At 70.9% G+C, this 13,293-nt stretch carries 15 protein-coding genes; 7 read left to right on the top strand and 8 right to left on the bottom strand.

All coding sequences use genetic code 11. From position 1 onward, the window contains the following. Window positions 1–3: 3 nt before the first annotated feature. The 3 genes from nusA to ACYQPG_RS07370 all read right to left on the bottom strand — a co-directional run bounded on the left by nusA (window position 4) and on the right by ACYQPG_RS07370 (window position 3,924). Window positions 4–1,641, bottom strand: coding sequence for a transcription termination factor NusA (gene nusA, locus ACYQPG_RS07380; RefSeq protein WP_461230640.1), 1,638 nt, complete (start codon window positions 1,639–1,641; stop codon window positions 4–6). A 75-nt stretch (window positions 1,642–1,716) separates the two neighbouring features. After that, the gene (gene rimP, locus ACYQPG_RS07375) at window positions 1,717–2,541 is read right to left on the bottom strand and encodes a ribosome maturation factor RimP (RefSeq protein ID WP_147941300.1); all 825 of its coding nucleotides are present in this window, start codon (window positions 2,539–2,541) and stop codon (window positions 1,717–1,719) included. Window positions 2,542–2,913: 372 nt separating this feature from the next. Beyond that, window positions 2,914–3,924 (bottom strand): aldo/keto reductase, encoded by a 1,011-nt coding sequence (locus ACYQPG_RS07370; protein ID WP_147910730.1) that lies wholly within the window; start codon window positions 3,922–3,924, stop codon window positions 2,914–2,916. Between the two features lie 197 nt (window positions 3,925–4,121). On the opposite strand from ACYQPG_RS07370, the gene ACYQPG_RS07365 reads away from it, so the two are divergent. The 3 genes from ACYQPG_RS07365 (at window position 4,122) to ACYQPG_RS07355 (ending at window position 6,012) form a co-directional block, all read left to right on the top strand. Next, window positions 4,122–5,069, top strand: a complete 948-nt coding sequence (locus ACYQPG_RS07365) for a protein-methionine-sulfoxide reductase heme-binding subunit MsrQ (RefSeq protein WP_461230639.1) — start codon at window positions 4,122–4,124, stop codon at window positions 5,067–5,069. Window positions 5,070–5,121: 52 nt separating this feature from the next. Continuing rightward, window positions 5,122–5,511, top strand: a complete 390-nt coding sequence (locus ACYQPG_RS07360) for a hypothetical protein (protein WP_461230638.1) — start codon at window positions 5,122–5,124, stop codon at window positions 5,509–5,511. A 129-nt stretch (window positions 5,512–5,640) separates the two neighbouring features. Further along, the gene (locus tag ACYQPG_RS07355; protein ID WP_461230637.1) at window positions 5,641–6,012 is read left to right on the top strand and encodes a hypothetical protein; all 372 of its coding nucleotides are present in this window, start codon (window positions 5,641–5,643) and stop codon (window positions 6,010–6,012) included. Window positions 6,013–6,026: 14 nt separating this feature from the next. Here the strand turns inward: ACYQPG_RS07355 and ACYQPG_RS07350 are convergent, their stop codons facing one another. Together ACYQPG_RS07350 and ACYQPG_RS07345 are read right to left on the bottom strand one after the other, a co-directional pair. Continuing rightward, window positions 6,027–6,203 carry a hypothetical protein gene (locus ACYQPG_RS07350; protein ID WP_007569379.1) on the bottom strand — a complete coding sequence of 59 codons (177 nt, stop codon included), beginning with the start codon at window positions 6,201–6,203 and terminating at the stop codon, window positions 6,027–6,029. A gap of 149 nt (window positions 6,204–6,352) precedes the next feature. Further along, window positions 6,353–6,748 (bottom strand): DUF4174 domain-containing protein, encoded by a 396-nt coding sequence (locus ACYQPG_RS07345; RefSeq protein WP_461230636.1) that lies wholly within the window; start codon window positions 6,746–6,748, stop codon window positions 6,353–6,355. A gap of 108 nt (window positions 6,749–6,856) precedes the next feature. Between ACYQPG_RS07345 and ACYQPG_RS07340 the strand changes: the two genes are divergently transcribed. The 4 genes from ACYQPG_RS07340 (at window position 6,857) to ACYQPG_RS07325 (ending at window position 10,219) form a co-directional block, all read left to right on the top strand. Beyond that, the gene (locus ACYQPG_RS07340) at window positions 6,857–7,873 is read left to right on the top strand and encodes an NADP-dependent oxidoreductase (RefSeq protein ID WP_461230635.1); all 1,017 of its coding nucleotides are present in this window, start codon (window positions 6,857–6,859) and stop codon (window positions 7,871–7,873) included. A gap of 168 nt (window positions 7,874–8,041) precedes the next feature. Further along, window positions 8,042–8,620, top strand: coding sequence for a single-stranded DNA-binding protein (ssb, locus tag ACYQPG_RS07335; RefSeq protein WP_147910717.1), 579 nt, complete (start codon window positions 8,042–8,044; stop codon window positions 8,618–8,620). Between the two features lie 732 nt (window positions 8,621–9,352). Further along, the gene (locus ACYQPG_RS07330; RefSeq protein ID WP_147941294.1) at window positions 9,353–9,655 is read left to right on the top strand and encodes a hypothetical protein; all 303 of its coding nucleotides are present in this window, start codon (window positions 9,353–9,355) and stop codon (window positions 9,653–9,655) included. Between the two features lie 72 nt (window positions 9,656–9,727). Beyond that, window positions 9,728–10,219, top strand: coding sequence for a cache domain-containing protein (locus ACYQPG_RS07325; RefSeq protein ID WP_419829068.1), 492 nt, complete (start codon window positions 9,728–9,730; stop codon window positions 10,217–10,219). Between the two features lie 10 nt (window positions 10,220–10,229). Here the strand turns inward: ACYQPG_RS07325 and ACYQPG_RS07320 are convergent, their stop codons facing one another. The 3 genes from ACYQPG_RS07320 to ACYQPG_RS07310 all read right to left on the bottom strand — a co-directional run bounded on the left by ACYQPG_RS07320 (window position 10,230) and on the right by ACYQPG_RS07310 (window position 13,207). Then, complete coding sequence (locus ACYQPG_RS07320; RefSeq protein WP_419829067.1) at window positions 10,230–11,108, bottom strand: SDR family oxidoreductase; 879 nt, start codon at window positions 11,106–11,108, stop codon at window positions 10,230–10,232. A 347-nt stretch (window positions 11,109–11,455) separates the two neighbouring features. Next, window positions 11,456–12,265 carry an exodeoxyribonuclease III gene (xth, locus tag ACYQPG_RS07315; protein ID WP_419829066.1) on the bottom strand — a complete coding sequence of 270 codons (810 nt, stop codon included), beginning with the start codon at window positions 12,263–12,265 and terminating at the stop codon, window positions 11,456–11,458. 27 nt (window positions 12,266–12,292) lie between these two features. Beyond that, window positions 12,293–13,207, bottom strand: a complete 915-nt coding sequence (locus ACYQPG_RS07310; protein WP_419829065.1) for a LolA family protein — start codon at window positions 13,205–13,207, stop codon at window positions 12,293–12,295. Window positions 13,208–13,293 lie beyond the last annotated feature (86 nt).

Raw genomic sequence — 13,293 nt, 5'->3', positions numbered from 1 at the left:
CGCTCAGGCCTCGGCCGGGGTGGCGGCGGCCGGCTCGGGCGCCTCGTCGCCCTCGGCGGCCTCTGCACCCTCCTCGGCCTCCGGCTCGGGCAGCGCCTCGATCCAGCCGGCCTTCAGGCGGGCGGCCATGATCAGGCCCTCGGCCTCGGTGCGGGACAGCTCGAAGCCGTCGAGATAGCCTGCGTGGCGCACGGCGTCGGGGCCGCGGCCCTCGGTGTAGCCGACCAGATCGTCGGTGGCGCAGCCGGCCAGGTCCTCGACGGTTTTCACGTCGTTCTCGCCGAGCGCGACCATCATGGGCGTGGTGATGCCCTCGATCTCGCGCAGCTCGTCGGCGACGCCGAGTTCGGTGCGGCGGGTGTCGTGCTCCTGCTCGATCCGGGCGAGGTGATCCTGGGCGCGGGCCTGGATCTCGGCGCCGGTCTCGTCGTCGAGCCCCTGGATGCCGGACAGCTCCTGGATGTCGACGTAGGCGATCTCCTCGACGTTGCGGAAGCCTTCGGCCGCCAGCAGCTGTCCGACGGTCTCGTCGACGTCGAGGGCTTCCATGAACACCTGGGTCCGCTCGGCGAACTCCTTCTGGCGCCGCTCGGATTCCTCGGCCTCGGTCAGGATGTCGATGTCCCAGCCGGTGAGCTGCGAGGCGAGCCGCACGTTCTGGCCGCGGCGGCCGATGGCCAGCGACAGCTGGTCGTCGGGCACCACCACCTCGATGCGGTCGGCCTCCTCGTCGAGCACGACCTTCACGACCTCGGCCGGCTGGAGCGCGTTGACGATGAACGTCGCCTCGTCCTCGGACCACGGGATGATGTCGATCTTCTCGCCCTGGAGCTCGCCGACCACCGCCTGGACGCGCGAGCCGCGCATGCCGACGCAGGCGCCGACCGGGTCGATGCTGCCGTCGCGGGAGATCACGGCGATCTTGGCGCGCGAGCCCGGATCGCGGGCCACGGCCTTCACCTCGACGATGCCGTCATAGATCTCGGGGACTTCCTGGCCGAACAGCTTGGCCATGAATTGCGGGTGCGAGCGCGACAGGAAGATCTGCGGCCCGCGCACTTCCGAGCGCACGTCGAACAGGTAGGAGCGGATCCGGTCGCCCGGCCGGAAGGTCTCGCGCGGGATCATCTCGTCCCGGCGCACGATGCCCTCGCCCCGGCCCAGATCGACGATGACGTTGCCGTACTCGACCCGCTTGACGATGCCGTTGAGGATCTCGCCGATGCGGTCCTTGTACTCGTCGAACTGCCGGGCGCGCTCGGCGTCGCGCACCTTCTGGACGATGACCTGCTTGGCCGACTGGGCGGCGACGCGACCGAAATCGAACGGCGGCAGGGTGTCGGAGATCACGTCGCCCACGAGCGCGCCGGGATTGTAGCGGCGGGCCTGGTCCAGGGTGATCTCGCGGGCATCGTTCTCGACCTGATCGACCACCAGGAGGTGCCGCGACAGGCGCAGCGCCCCGGTCTTGTTGTCGATCTCGGCGTGCACGTCCGTCTCCGCGCCGTAGCGGGAGCGGGCCGCCTTGGCGATCGCCTCCTCCATCGCGTCGATCACGATGGAGCGATCGATCACCTTCTCGCGGGCGACCGCGTCGGCGATCTGGAGGAGTTCGAGCCTGTTGGCGCTGACGACGGCCATCGGTGTCGGTCCTTCTCTTCCGTCAAGTCCTGGTGCCGGGCGCCCGGAGGCGGCCGGCCCAAACCTCAATTCACGTCAATGCAGGTCGTCGCGGCTCTTGAGCCGGGACGCCTTGGACACGACCGGCTTCTTGGGACCGGTGCGCGGCGGTTTCTTGTCTTTCGCGGCCTTCGGGGCCGGCTTGCCGCCGACCTTGGCGGCCTTGACGGCCTTGGCCTTCGGACCCTGCGGCCGGGGCGCCGGCCGGGCCGGGACCGCCGGCGCGTCGTCCGCGTCCTCGTCCTCGTCCTCGTCCTCAGCCGCGTCGTCCTCATCCAGGGCCTCCGCGTCGTCGGCGGGCGGGCCGCCGCGGCGGAGGGATTCGCGAATCAGCTCGTCGGTGAGGACGAGATGCGCCTCGGCCAGATCCCGCAGCGGCAGGTCGACCCGGCTCGGCAGGCCTTCCTTCACGTCGGGCAGATCGATCGGGACGGTCAGCGCCTCCGGGTCCGGAGCGCCGAGGATCCCGCGAAACCGCTTGCGGCCATCGAGCGGCGGGCTCAGTTCGACCTTGACCTCGTAGCCGATCCAGCGGGCGAAATCCGAGACCCGCACCAGCGGCCGGTCGATCCCCGGGGAGGAGATCTCCAGGTTGTAGGCGGTGCCGACCGGATCATCGACGTCGAGGACCGGCGAGATCGCGCGGCTGACCGCCTCGCAATCGTCGATCGAGAAGGTGCCGTCGGGCCGCTCCGCCATGATCTGGACGGTGCAGCCGTTGGTGTTGGTGACCTTGACCCGGACCAGCCGGAACCCGAGGCCCTGGACCGGCCCCTCGATCACCTGCACCACGCGCGCGGCGACCCCGGTCTCTCGGACCAGGCGCTTCTCGGACAGATCCGCTTCGATCTCGGACGACATGGATGGGGGCGTAATACCTTCGCGGCGTCCCGGGTGGCACGTCCCGGCCTGCGGCCTCGCGCATCGAACCCGATGCGGCGAAAAAAAAGAGCGGACCCGGTGGGGCCCACTCCCGAACCGCAGCCTTGCGACTGCCATCAGAACTGTTGGTTGGATAGATAGCCGCGGTCGGTCGTGAGCGCAAGGTGGATCGGGGCTTGTCGTGTCGGCACATCTGTTACGGGACGCCGGCCTCCGAGGTGGGCCCGTTCGTCGTGGGCGTGGCAGCACGACCACGGATCCAGATTGAAGTCCTTCCGCCCATCCCGTCATTCCGGGGCGCCGCAGGTGGGCCCGGGATGACGGGGTGGAAGCCTCAGCCCCAGTCGGGAATCAACGGCCGCGCGGCACCCGTCCCTCCAGCGGATAGGCCGGGTCGTTGTAGCCCGGGGTGGTCGGATGCCCGGCCGCCACGAAGCCGTCCACCAGCGCCTCGTCCTCCGGGGTGAAGGCGTAGTCGAGGGCGCCGAGATATTCCTGCCACTGCGCCTCGGTGCGCGGCCCGGCGATGACGCCGGTGATCAGGCGGTTGTTCAGAACCCAGGCGGTGGCGAATTGCCCGGCCGTGATGCCGCGGGCCTCGGCATGCTCCCTCAAGGTGCGGGCGATGCGCAGGGATTCCGGGCGCCACTCGGTCTGCATCATCCGGGTGTCCTGGCGGCCGGCGCGGGATTCGGCCGGCGGCGGGGCGTCCGGGTCGTACTTGCCGGTCAGCACGCCGCGGGCGAGCGGCGAATACGGGACGACGCCGAGCCCGTAATGGGCGCAGGCCGGCAGGTGCTCGGTCTCGGGCATCCGGTTGAAGGCGTTGTAATAGGGCTGGCTCACCACCGGCCGGTCGATGCCGGCCTCGTCGCAGAGCCGGCAGATCTCGGCGACCCGCCAGGAGCGATGGTTCGAGACGCCGAAATGGCGAATCTTGCCCGCCCGCACCAGGTCGGCCATCGCCCGCACGGTCTCCGCGAGCGGCGTGTCGTGGTCCTCCTTGTGCAGGTAGTAGATGTCGATGAACGGCGTCCCGAGCCGGCGCAGGCTGTCCTCGGCGGCCTTCATCACGTGGACCCGCGACAGGCCGCGGTCGTTGACGCCGGGGCCGGTCGGGTTGGCGACCTTGGTGGCCAGGATCCAGGCGTCGCGCTCGCCCTTGATCGCCCGCCCGGTGATCTCCTCCGAGCGGCCGTCGGTATAGACGTTGGCCGTGTCGATGAAGTTGATGCCCGCCTCCCGGGCGCTGCCGACGATGCGGCCGGCCGTGGCCTCGTCGGTGGGGCCGCCGAACATCATCGTGCCGAGGCAGATCGGCGAGACCTTGAGGCCGGAGCGGCCGAGATTGCGGTACTGCATGGGATCCATCCGGTGTCCGTCCGCCCGCAATTTCGGCGCTTGGGCGGCGAGGTCAACCGTGCCGGCGTAACACCGGAGACATCCGCGACGAACCGACCCGCGCGGGGAGCGATCCCCACGAGCGCCGGTTTCGCACCCTGAGACCCTGGCCCGAGGGCCACGCCGGTTCCGATATTCAGAACGCCGAGTCCGAAAGAATGATCGACCGCCTGGCTGTTCCCCTCGGTATCCCCCTCCCCTGGCTCGACCGGGCCGGACGCCTCTCGTGGCTGAAGCTCACGGTGTTCCTGGCCTGCATCGCGCCGGCCCTGTACCTGGCGGGCGCCTACCGGCTCGACGCGCTGGGCGCCAAGCCGATCACCGCGCTGATCCACGCCACCGGCGAGTGGGCGGTGCGCTTCCTGCTGTTCTCGCTCGCGATCTCGCCGCTGCGCCGGATCGCCGACTGGGCGAAGGTGCTGGTGGTCCGGCGCATGCTCGGGGTCACCGTGATGGCCTACGCGGTGGCGCACCTCACCCTCTACGCGGTCGACCAGAACCTGATTCTGACCAAGGTCGTCAGCGAGATCGCCCTGCGGCTCTACCTCACGATCGGCTTCGTGGCGCTGATCGGCCTGATCGCCCTGGGGCTGACCTCCACGGACGCGGCGATCCGCAACCTCGGCCCGAACTGGCACCGGTTGCACCGGCTCGTCTACACGATCGCGGTGCTGGCGCTCGTCCACTATTTTCTGCAATCGAAGATCGACGTCAGCGATCCGGTCTTCTCGGCCGGGCTGTTCCTGCTGCTGATGGGCTGGCGGGCGATGCGGCGGTTCAAGCTGCCGGAGCGGCCGTGGTCGCTGCTGCTGCTGGCGATCCTCGGCGGCCTCGCCACCGCGGGCCTTGAAGCGGCGTGGTACGGACTGGTCAGCGGCGTCCCGGCGAACCTCGTGCTGGCGGCCAACCTGGATTTCTCCGGCCCGATCCGGCCCGCCTGGTGGGTCGTGGCGACCGGGCTGCTGATGCCTGCGATCGCGCTCCTGCGCGGCGGGCGCACCGCCGGCAGAGCCGCCAAACCGGGGGCCGGCCGGGACCGCGTGGCCGCGCCGCGCGGGACGGGCCCCCGTGCGGGTGCCGCGCAACCCTTGTCGCCGCCCGCCTGATGCCGCAGAACCCGCGGCCGGCGGATCTCGCCGCAGCGGAGTGACCTGGGCTATGCGCGGCACGCTTCTCCTCATCGCGGGTCTGCTCGCCCCGGCCGTCGCCCTGGCGGCGCCCGCCAAGCCCGCACCCGCCAAGCCGACCCCGGACAAGGCCGCGCCGGCCGCCGCCGGCCCGACGGTCACCGCCTGCAAGCCCCCGGAGGCGCCGCCGGCGGCTTTGCGCCCGACCAAGCCCGTGCTCCCCGAGAAGCCGGCCTGCCTCGACGCCAAGGACGGCTGCCCCGGCTGGGAGGCCTACAGCTTCAACGACGCGGTGAAGGCCTACAATCTGCAGGCGCAGGCGTTCCGGCCGATCGCCGAGTCCTACGCGCAGAAGCTCAACGCCTACGTCAAGGCGAGCGCGGATTACGCGCAGTGCGAGATCAACGCGATGCAGAACTGACGCGCGCTGCGGAACGGAGCCGGCTGAACGGCGGCCAACGGGGGGCGCGGCGGAGGTTCAGCCTGCGCGGCGCAGTCTCCGGCATCGATGGCTGCGATCCCCGCCGCCGCTTCCTGCCGAGGCCGACCAGTGCCCTTCCGTCATACCATCGGGCGCGCCGGATTCTGCGCCCTGCTGTTCGCCGCCGGACCGGCGCTGGCCGCCGACTTCGACGGCCCGCCTCCACCGCACGGCTATGGCGGCCCGGCCGAGGGCTACGAGCAGCGCGACCGGCGGCCCCCGCCTCCGCCCCCGCCGCCGGAACCGGAGTTCCGCAGGCCCCGCTTCTCGGCGGCGCCGCCCGAGGCGTGCCGAGAGTTCGTCCGGCGCCGGTTCGATCCGGACGGCGCGCCGGTGCTGCGCCGGGTCCGGGTTTGCGACGAGCCCGCCTTCGACCGCGGGCCGCCCCCGCCCCCGCCGGAGGACGTTCCGCCCCGCCGCTGGGGCGGGCCCCGCTGGTAGGGCGGCGACCCGGATCAGATCCGGGCCGGGGCCTTCTTGAGGGCGGCCGCGAAGGCCTTGAGCTGGCGGTTCAGATCCGCCAGCTCGTTCAGCGCGATGGTCTTGTGACCGTCGCGGACCGCGCGCTCGATATCCTCGACCTGGAGGCTGACGACGCGGCGGATGGCAGTGGCGACTTGTTCTCGGGTCATCGATGCGAGGGTCTCGTTCGCGCGTCCTGGCGGGCCACAACGGACGGCCGGACCACGGCCGCCGACACCGCCCGGTGATAGGCCGGTAGGCTTAACCGTTGGTGTCCGGAGGCCCCGCCATCCCCGGAAACCGGGTCCGCCGCAGCCCGTCAGCGGCCTCGGATCTCGCCCCGCCGCATCGGCATCGCGTCGATCGTGGCGAACAGTTTTTGGGGCGGGATCGGCGCCGCCTCCGTAAGCTTGGCGCCGCCGTCCTTGCCGACCAGGACCGCCCGGAATTCGCCCGCCGGCAGGGACAGGTGCGCGCGCAAGGCCCGGGCCGCGGCGCCGTCCCCGACCGCCTCCAGCACCACGAGGTCGCGCTCGGCCGCCCCGCCCCGCATCGGGCCGAGCGCCGCCCGTTGCGCCCGCAGGGCCGCGTCGTCCGGATCGGGGGCCGACAGCACCAGCACCCGGGAGCGCCAGCGATAGGCGTCGAGCGGTCCGGCCGTCGCGGCGCCCGCCGTCAGGGCGGCCAAGCCTAAGCCGATCAGGGTCGCGCGCATCGAGCCTCCTTGCCCGCCGATCCCGGTCAACGCGCGGGGCGCCCCATTGGCCGCCGCCGCCTCGCGCCCCAGATCGGGGGTCGCAGGCAGAACACCCGGGAGCCTTTCATGAACGCCGTGAACCGCCGCATCGTCCTGGCGTCGCGCCCGCACGGGGAGCCGAAACCCGAAAACTTCCGCCTGGAGGAGGGGCCGGTGCCGGAGATCGGGCCGGGCCAGATCCTGCTGCGCACGCGCTGGCTGTCGCTCGACCCGTACATGCGCGGCCGGATGAGCGACGCGAAATCCTACGCGACCCCAGTGCAGATCGGCGAGCCGATCACCGCCGAGGTGGTCGGCGAGGTCGTCGCGTCGAAGCATCCGGACATCCCGGTCGGGGAGCTGCGAACGGCCTTCGCGGGCTGGCAGGAATACTTCGCCAGCGACGGCAAGGGCACCCGCCGGGTCGATCCCGACGCCGCCCCGCCCTCGACGGCGGTCGGCGTCCTCGGGATGCCCGGCATGACCGCCTATACCGGCCTGCTCAACATCGGCCGGCCCAAGCCCGGCGAGACCGTGGTGGTGGCCGCCGCCGCCGGGCCGGTGGGCTCGCTGGTCGGGCAGATCGCCAGGCTGAAGGGGGCCCGCGCTGTCGGGATCGCGGGCGGGCCGGACAAGTGCCGCTACCTCACCGAGGAGCTCGGCTTCGACGCGGCGGTGGACCATCGCGGGGCCGACCTGCCGGGGGCGCTGGCCGAGGCCTGCCCCAAGGGCATCGACGTGTACTTCGAGAATGTCGGCGGCGCGGTTTTTTCGGCCGTGATGCCGCTGCTCAACCCGTTTGCCCGGATCCCGGTCTGCGGCCTGGTCTCCGCCTACAACGCCACCGAGGCGCCCGCCGGGCCGGACCGGCTGCCCGGCCTGATGCGCTCGGTGCTCACCAACCGCCTGCACATCCAGGGCTTCATCGTCTGGGATTTCGCCGACCAGGCCGAGACCTTCCGGACCGAGGTCGGGGCATGGATCCGGGAGGGCAAGGTCCGCTACCGGGAGGACGTGGTCGAGGGCCTCGAGAACGCACCCGACGCGTTCATCGGCCTGCTGAAAGGTCGGAATTTCGGCAAGCTGGTCGTGCATATCCCGTGAGCGCGGCTTGCCGCCGGATTGGAACAGAGATAGAACATTGAGGTTCGACAGCATGCGGATAGCGGGCACAAGCCCGCACCGCAGGTTGCCGCCTCGACGGCCCGGGCGCATGAGTCCCCGGCCGCCGGGTGATGAGCCCAGTGAGATCCGTACGGTAAGGAGAGAGCGATGGCGGGCAGCGTCAACAAGGTGATTCTGGTGGGCAACCTCGGGCGCGACCCGGAGATGCGCCGCCTGGGCTCGGGCGACCCGGTCTGCAACCTGCGGCTGGCGACGTCCGAGTCGTGGAAAGACAAGGCCTCCGGCGAGCGCAAGGAGAAGACCGAGTGGCACTCGGTCGTGATCTACAACGACAACCTCGCCCGGGTGGCCGAGCAGTACCTGCGCAAGGGCTCGAAGGTCTACATCGAGGGCCAGCTCCAGACCCGGAAGTGGACCGACAATTCCGGCGTCGAGAAGTACACCACCGAGGTGGTGCTCCAGCGCTTCCGCGGCGAGATGACGATCCTCGACGGCCGCAGCGGCGGCGGCGGCGGCGACTTCGCGGGCGAGGACGAGGGCGGCGGCCAGATCAGCCGCGGCGGCGAGTCCGGCGGCGGCCGGGGTGGCGACCGCGGCGGTGATTTCGGCGGCGGCCGCGCCCAGGGCGGCGGCGGCGGACGTCCGGCCCCGGCTTCATCCGGCAGCGGTGGCGGCGGCGGTGGCGCCCGCGGCGGGTACGACCTGGACGACGATATCCCGTTCTAGGGTTTTCGGGATTTCTTAGACCCGCCGCTCACCGCGGCGGGTTTTTTCTGCGTGATTGTGTAGTTTGCAAACCGACGCACGGTTGCTTGCTCTGGATTGCATCAGGTTCTCCACACGCCCCCGACCCATCCAATCGAAGCCAACCAGGGAAACGCCTCGTCCCGAGATCGCACGCCGCCTTGGGTCGCTTCGCTGTGCTCGCAATGTCGGGTGAGCGGCCGACTGATGGCGATCTACGCCGCTCCCCGTATCGGCGCGCCGCCTGTGACCGGCGCCGCGGCCCCTGCCCTCCCGGGAGCTTCCGCCGCAGCGACACGCCGCCGGTCCCGCCGACCGTCAGGACGACCGGGCGCGGGCCGGCATCGGGGTCGCCCCCATCCTCCAGCCAGGCCAGCCCCTGCCGGAAGGCCCGCCCGGGCGGCGCGCGCTTGGCAGCGCGACGAATTCCATCGACCGCGGCATGCGACATGGATCTACTGTCGGCTACATGGTATATCCGTCCACTCAGCGACGTTCGGCGGCGTTCGCGCTATTTTTTTCGCATGAATATTGAATATTATCCGGCCTATCGATTGCAAAATCGACGACACCGGGATTAAACCTGGGTCCGGACAGGTCCTCGCTCTCGGAGAGGTACCTGCGACGCAAAAAGAACCGCGCGGGGAGACCCGTCGATGCCCGATGTCTAAGCCTGCCAGCGTCGATATCTCCATCGTATCCGGGAGCCGGAAGATGTCAGATCTCTGTGCGATCGAAGATTTCATCACCGAGGCCGAACACCACATCCGACATGCGGAAGCACTGCTGGCTGACCTCGAAGCGATGCGGTCGAGCGAGGGCCGGCGCCTGCGGGCTTGCATGTATCTCACCGCGCTGCAGCGGCTGAAGCGCATGATCGAAACCCACCATCCCGCGGAGGCGGCGGACGATGCCCCGCTTCCGGCCGCCATCCTGGCCGGGCCGAAGCGGCCGCGCTGGTGGCCGGTGCCGCGGATGGCGATCGAGACCGGTTTCTTCCGGCGCCGCGCCGGCTGATGCTCCGGTGATCGACGCCCCCGACCGGGACCGCGATCACCGAACCGAAGGGGGACCGTCAGGGGGGCGACCATGCCCAAGCGAGCGCTGATCGTCAGCCTGCCGATCCTGGTCCTGTTCGTGGTCCTGCCGCTGCGGCGGGTGGCCGGGCGGGATCAGCGCGGCCCGGTCCACCAGGCGGCGGAGATCGAGGCCCTCGTCAACAAAGCGGCCGACCTGATCGAGGGCGAGGGCCGCACCGCCTTCACGGCGTTCCGGCGCAAGAACAGCCCGTGGCGCTACGGCGACGTCTACCTGTTCGTCGTCGACATGCACGGGACCGTGCTGTTCAACGCCGCCCATCCGAACCGCGAGGGCCGCGACCTGCTCCAGGAGCACGACGCGGCCGGCAAGCAGTTCCACAAGGACTTCATCGGGATCGTGCGGGAGTCCGGGTCCGGCTGGGTCGACTACATGTTCCCGCGGCCCCGGCGCAGCACGCCCGAGGTGAAGTGGAGCTACGTCTGCGCCACGACGGTCGAGGACGTCCCGGCGCTGGTGGGCGCGGGCGTCTACGTCGAGTGAGGCCCCGCCCTCACAGCATCGGGATGCCGCCGGTCACCGGCACGAGGGCGCCCGACATGAAGCTGCCCTCGCGCGAGGCGAGCAGGACGTAGGCGCCGGCGAGTTCCGCGGGCTGGCCGGCGCGGCCCAGCGGGGTCTGGGTGCCGAGCTCTTCCAGCTCCTCGGGGCTCTTCACGATCGGCTGAATCGGGGTCCAGACCGGGCCGGGCGCCACGCAATTCACCCGGATGCCCTGGGGCGCGAGCAGGTTCGACAGGCCGATGGTCAGGCTGGCGATGGCCCCCTTGGTGGCGGCGTAGATCAGCATGTTCGCGCCCGCGACCTTGGCCTGGACGCTGGTGCTGTTCACGATTGCGCCGCCCGGCTTCATGTGCGGCACCGCGGCCTGGGCGAGGTAGTACATCGCGAACACGTTGGCCCGGAACGAGCCCTCGATGTCGGCGGCCTTGAGGTCGTCGAGCCCCGCGTTCACCACCTGGGCGGCGGCGTTGTTGACCAGGATGTCGAGCCGCCCGAACGCCGCCATCGTCCGGTCCACCAGCGCCCGGCACTGGGCCTCGTCGCGGATGTCGCCCGGCAGGAGCAGGCAGCGGCGGCCGGCCTTCTCGACCCAGGCCTTGGTGTCCTCCGCGTCCGACTGCTCGACCTCCAGGTAGGAGATCGCCACGTCGGCGCCCTCACGGGCATACGCGATCGCCACGGCCCGGCCGATGCCGGAATCGCCGCCGGTGATCAGCGCCGCCTGCCCGGTGAGCAGGCCCTTGCCGACGTAGCTCTCCTCGCCATGGTCGGGGCGCGGCGTCATCTTCGAGGTGAGGCCGGGCCGCTCCTGTTGCTGGTTGCCGGGAAAGGGCGGCCGGGGACCTGCCTCGCGGGGATCGTCGGTCATCGGGCGCGGAATCCTGAAGGGCGGGGGATCTCATGCGCGCTCCGCTCGGCCATGGCCGCCGGGCGGGCTGCGCAGCGCCGTCGCGAGCGCACGCAGAACAACCGCCCCTCGCCCTGATCCGAGCCGGATGAGGGGAGAGGTCGGTGCGCGTGGATTCGAAGGATGGTCGTGCGGGACGTCAGAACGCCCGGTCGCGGGCGGTGTGCGGGCCGCCGTAGCGGCGGCGCAGGAAGGAGACGACCTTGGGAAGCAGAAGGGCGATCAGGATCTTGCGCATCGGGCGGGCTCGCATCGCAGGTTCGTGATCCGCCAATGCGCCGTGGTCACCGCAGTTCCGTGACGCGCCGTCACAGCTCCAGGGTCAGGGTCACCGGGGCGTGGTCGGAGGGCCGCTCCCAGCCGCGGGCGTCGCGCAGGACCTCCACCGAGCGGACCGTGCCGGCCAGCTCCGGCGAGACCCAGGCATGGTCGAGGCGCCGGCCCTTGTTGGCCCCCGACCAGTCCGGGGAGCGGTAGCTCCACCAGGTGTAGATCTTCTCCGGCTCGGGGGTGAGATGCCGCGCCGCATCGATCCAGCCGGCCTCGCCGCGCAGCAGTTCCAGCGCCTCGGTCTCCACGGGGGTATGGCTCACCACGTCGAGGAGTTGCTTGTGCGACCAGACATCGTGCTCCAGCGGCGCCACATTGAGGTCGCCGACCAGGATCGCCGGGCCGGAGACGCGCTTGCCGCCCCAGGCACGCAGCTCACCCAGGAAATCGAGCTTGTGGGCGAACTTCGGATTCAGCGCGCGGTCGGGCACGTCGCCGCCGGCCGGGACGTAGAAATCGTGCAGCACGATGCCGGCGGCGGCCCCCGCCTCCGGCCCGAGCACCGCCGAGATGTGCCGGGCATCCGGCTTCTCGCAGAAGCCCATCACGCCGCGGGTGTGCAGGGGGAAGCGCGACAGGATCGCGACGCCGTTATAGCCCTTCTGGCCGGCGAACATCACGTGCTCGTACCCTGAGCCGCGCAGGGCCTTGAGCGGAAACGCGTCGTCCGGGCACTTGGTCTCCTGGAGGCAGAGCACGTCCGGCTTGTGCTCGGACAGGAAGCGCAGGACCAGGTCGATGCGCAGCCGCACCGAGTTGATGTTCCAGGTGGTGACGGACAGGCGCACGGGCGAGGTCTCGGGTTACGTGTTCGATCAGTTGGGCTGCGATTGCTGGATCTGCTGCTGCATCGCCTTGTCCTCGGCGCGCCCGTAATTGATGAAGAACAGGCTCGCATCGACACTCTTGGGCCGCTGCAGGTTCGAGAGCTGCACCGTGGTGATGTAGCCCTGCGGGTCGGTGATCCGCCATTGCGACAGGGTCTTCATCTCGGCATCGAAGAACAGCTGGATCTTCGAGGTGCCACCCAAGGTCGCCCGGTCCTCCATGCTGATGCGCACGCCGCCCGGATCGTTGGCGACGTCGGTGACCGAGAGGTCGCGGGCGAGGTCGATCTTCTCGCGCAGCAGGAATTTCAGGGGCGTCTGGGCGATGAAGTAGAGGTCCTGGGTGGCGAGCTTGCGGTCGCGCACCGCCACGGAGGTGCCGTCGGCCACCACCTCCAGCGGCGAGGGCTGATCGTAGTCGAAGCGCAGGCGGCCGGGCTTTGCCAGCGTCAGCTTGCCGCCGATCCGGCGCCCGTCGGCGCCGATCTGCATGAAGCTGCCCGTCAGGGTGTTCATGGCGTTGAAGTAGGCGTTGGCTTGGGCCAGCACCGTCGCGGCGTCGGCCGGCTCGGACGGGGCGAGCGCCGTGGGCGTGCCCACCGCGGCGACCTTGGGCTCGGCGGCCTTGTGGTCCGCCTTGTCGGACGTCTTGGTGCCGGCCTTGGGGCTGCCGGCCTTCGGCGCCTCCTTGGCCGCGGACTCCTTGGCGGGCTTGGCCGCCGGCTTCCGGGGCGCGGGCGCAGGCGCCGCCGGGGCGGCTTCGGGGGCGGGTGCGGGCTCCTCCTTGCGGCCGAACAGGCTGTCGATGAACGCGCCGACCTGTGCCTGCGCCGGGGCGGCGGGGGCGAGCCACAGCCCGGCGGCGATCAGGGAGCCGGCTGTGCGGGTGCGGCGGCCGATCATCGGCAGAACCTCCTGGGCGCCCGGGCGGGCGATCCGGCAGAAACGGGATGGGCGGGCCCGGGATCCGGCCCGCGATGTGACGCGCG

The sequence above is a fragment of the Methylobacterium sp. CM6246 genome (assembly GCF_054818005.1).
Note: the sequence above shows the minus strand (reverse complement) of the source record. Positions and strands in the feature narration are given on the sequence as shown.

Excerpts from the sequence above, each read along its gene's own strand:
- ACYQPG_RS07365 (WP_461230639.1), top strand. The coding sequence starts at position 4,122 with ATGATCGACCGCCTGGCTGTTCCCCTCGGTATCCCCCTCCCCTGGCTC.
- ssb (WP_147910717.1), top strand. The coding sequence starts at position 8,042 with ATGGCGGGCAGCGTCAACAAGGTGATTCTGGTGGGCAACCTCGGGCGC.
- ACYQPG_RS07340 (WP_461230635.1), top strand. The coding sequence starts at position 6,857 with ATGAACGCCGTGAACCGCCGCATCGTCCTGGCGTCGCGCCCGCACGGG.
- ACYQPG_RS07325 (WP_419829068.1), top strand. The coding sequence starts at position 9,728 with ATGCCCAAGCGAGCGCTGATCGTCAGCCTGCCGATCCTGGTCCTGTTC.
- rimP (WP_147941300.1), bottom strand. The coding sequence starts at position 2,541 with ATGTCGTCCGAGATCGAAGCGGATCTGTCCGAGAAGCGCCTGGTCCGA.
- ACYQPG_RS07370 (WP_147910730.1), bottom strand. The coding sequence starts at position 3,924 with ATGCAGTACCGCAATCTCGGCCGCTCCGGCCTCAAGGTCTCGCCGATC.
- ACYQPG_RS07350 (WP_007569379.1), bottom strand. The coding sequence starts at position 6,203 with ATGACCCGAGAACAAGTCGCCACTGCCATCCGCCGCGTCGTCAGCCTC.
- ACYQPG_RS07320 (WP_419829067.1), bottom strand. The coding sequence starts at position 11,108 with ATGACCGACGATCCCCGCGAGGCAGGTCCCCGGCCGCCCTTTCCCGGC.
- ACYQPG_RS07330 (WP_147941294.1), top strand. The coding sequence starts at position 9,353 with ATGTCAGATCTCTGTGCGATCGAAGATTTCATCACCGAGGCCGAACAC.
- ACYQPG_RS07345 (WP_461230636.1), bottom strand. The coding sequence starts at position 6,748 with ATGCGCGCGACCCTGATCGGCTTAGGCTTGGCCGCCCTGACGGCGGGC.
- ACYQPG_RS07360 (WP_461230638.1), top strand. The coding sequence starts at position 5,122 with ATGCGCGGCACGCTTCTCCTCATCGCGGGTCTGCTCGCCCCGGCCGTC.
- ACYQPG_RS07310 (WP_419829065.1), bottom strand. The coding sequence starts at position 13,207 with ATGATCGGCCGCCGCACCCGCACAGCCGGCTCCCTGATCGCCGCCGGG.
- nusA (WP_461230640.1), bottom strand. The coding sequence starts at position 1,641 with ATGGCCGTCGTCAGCGCCAACAGGCTCGAACTCCTCCAGATCGCCGAC.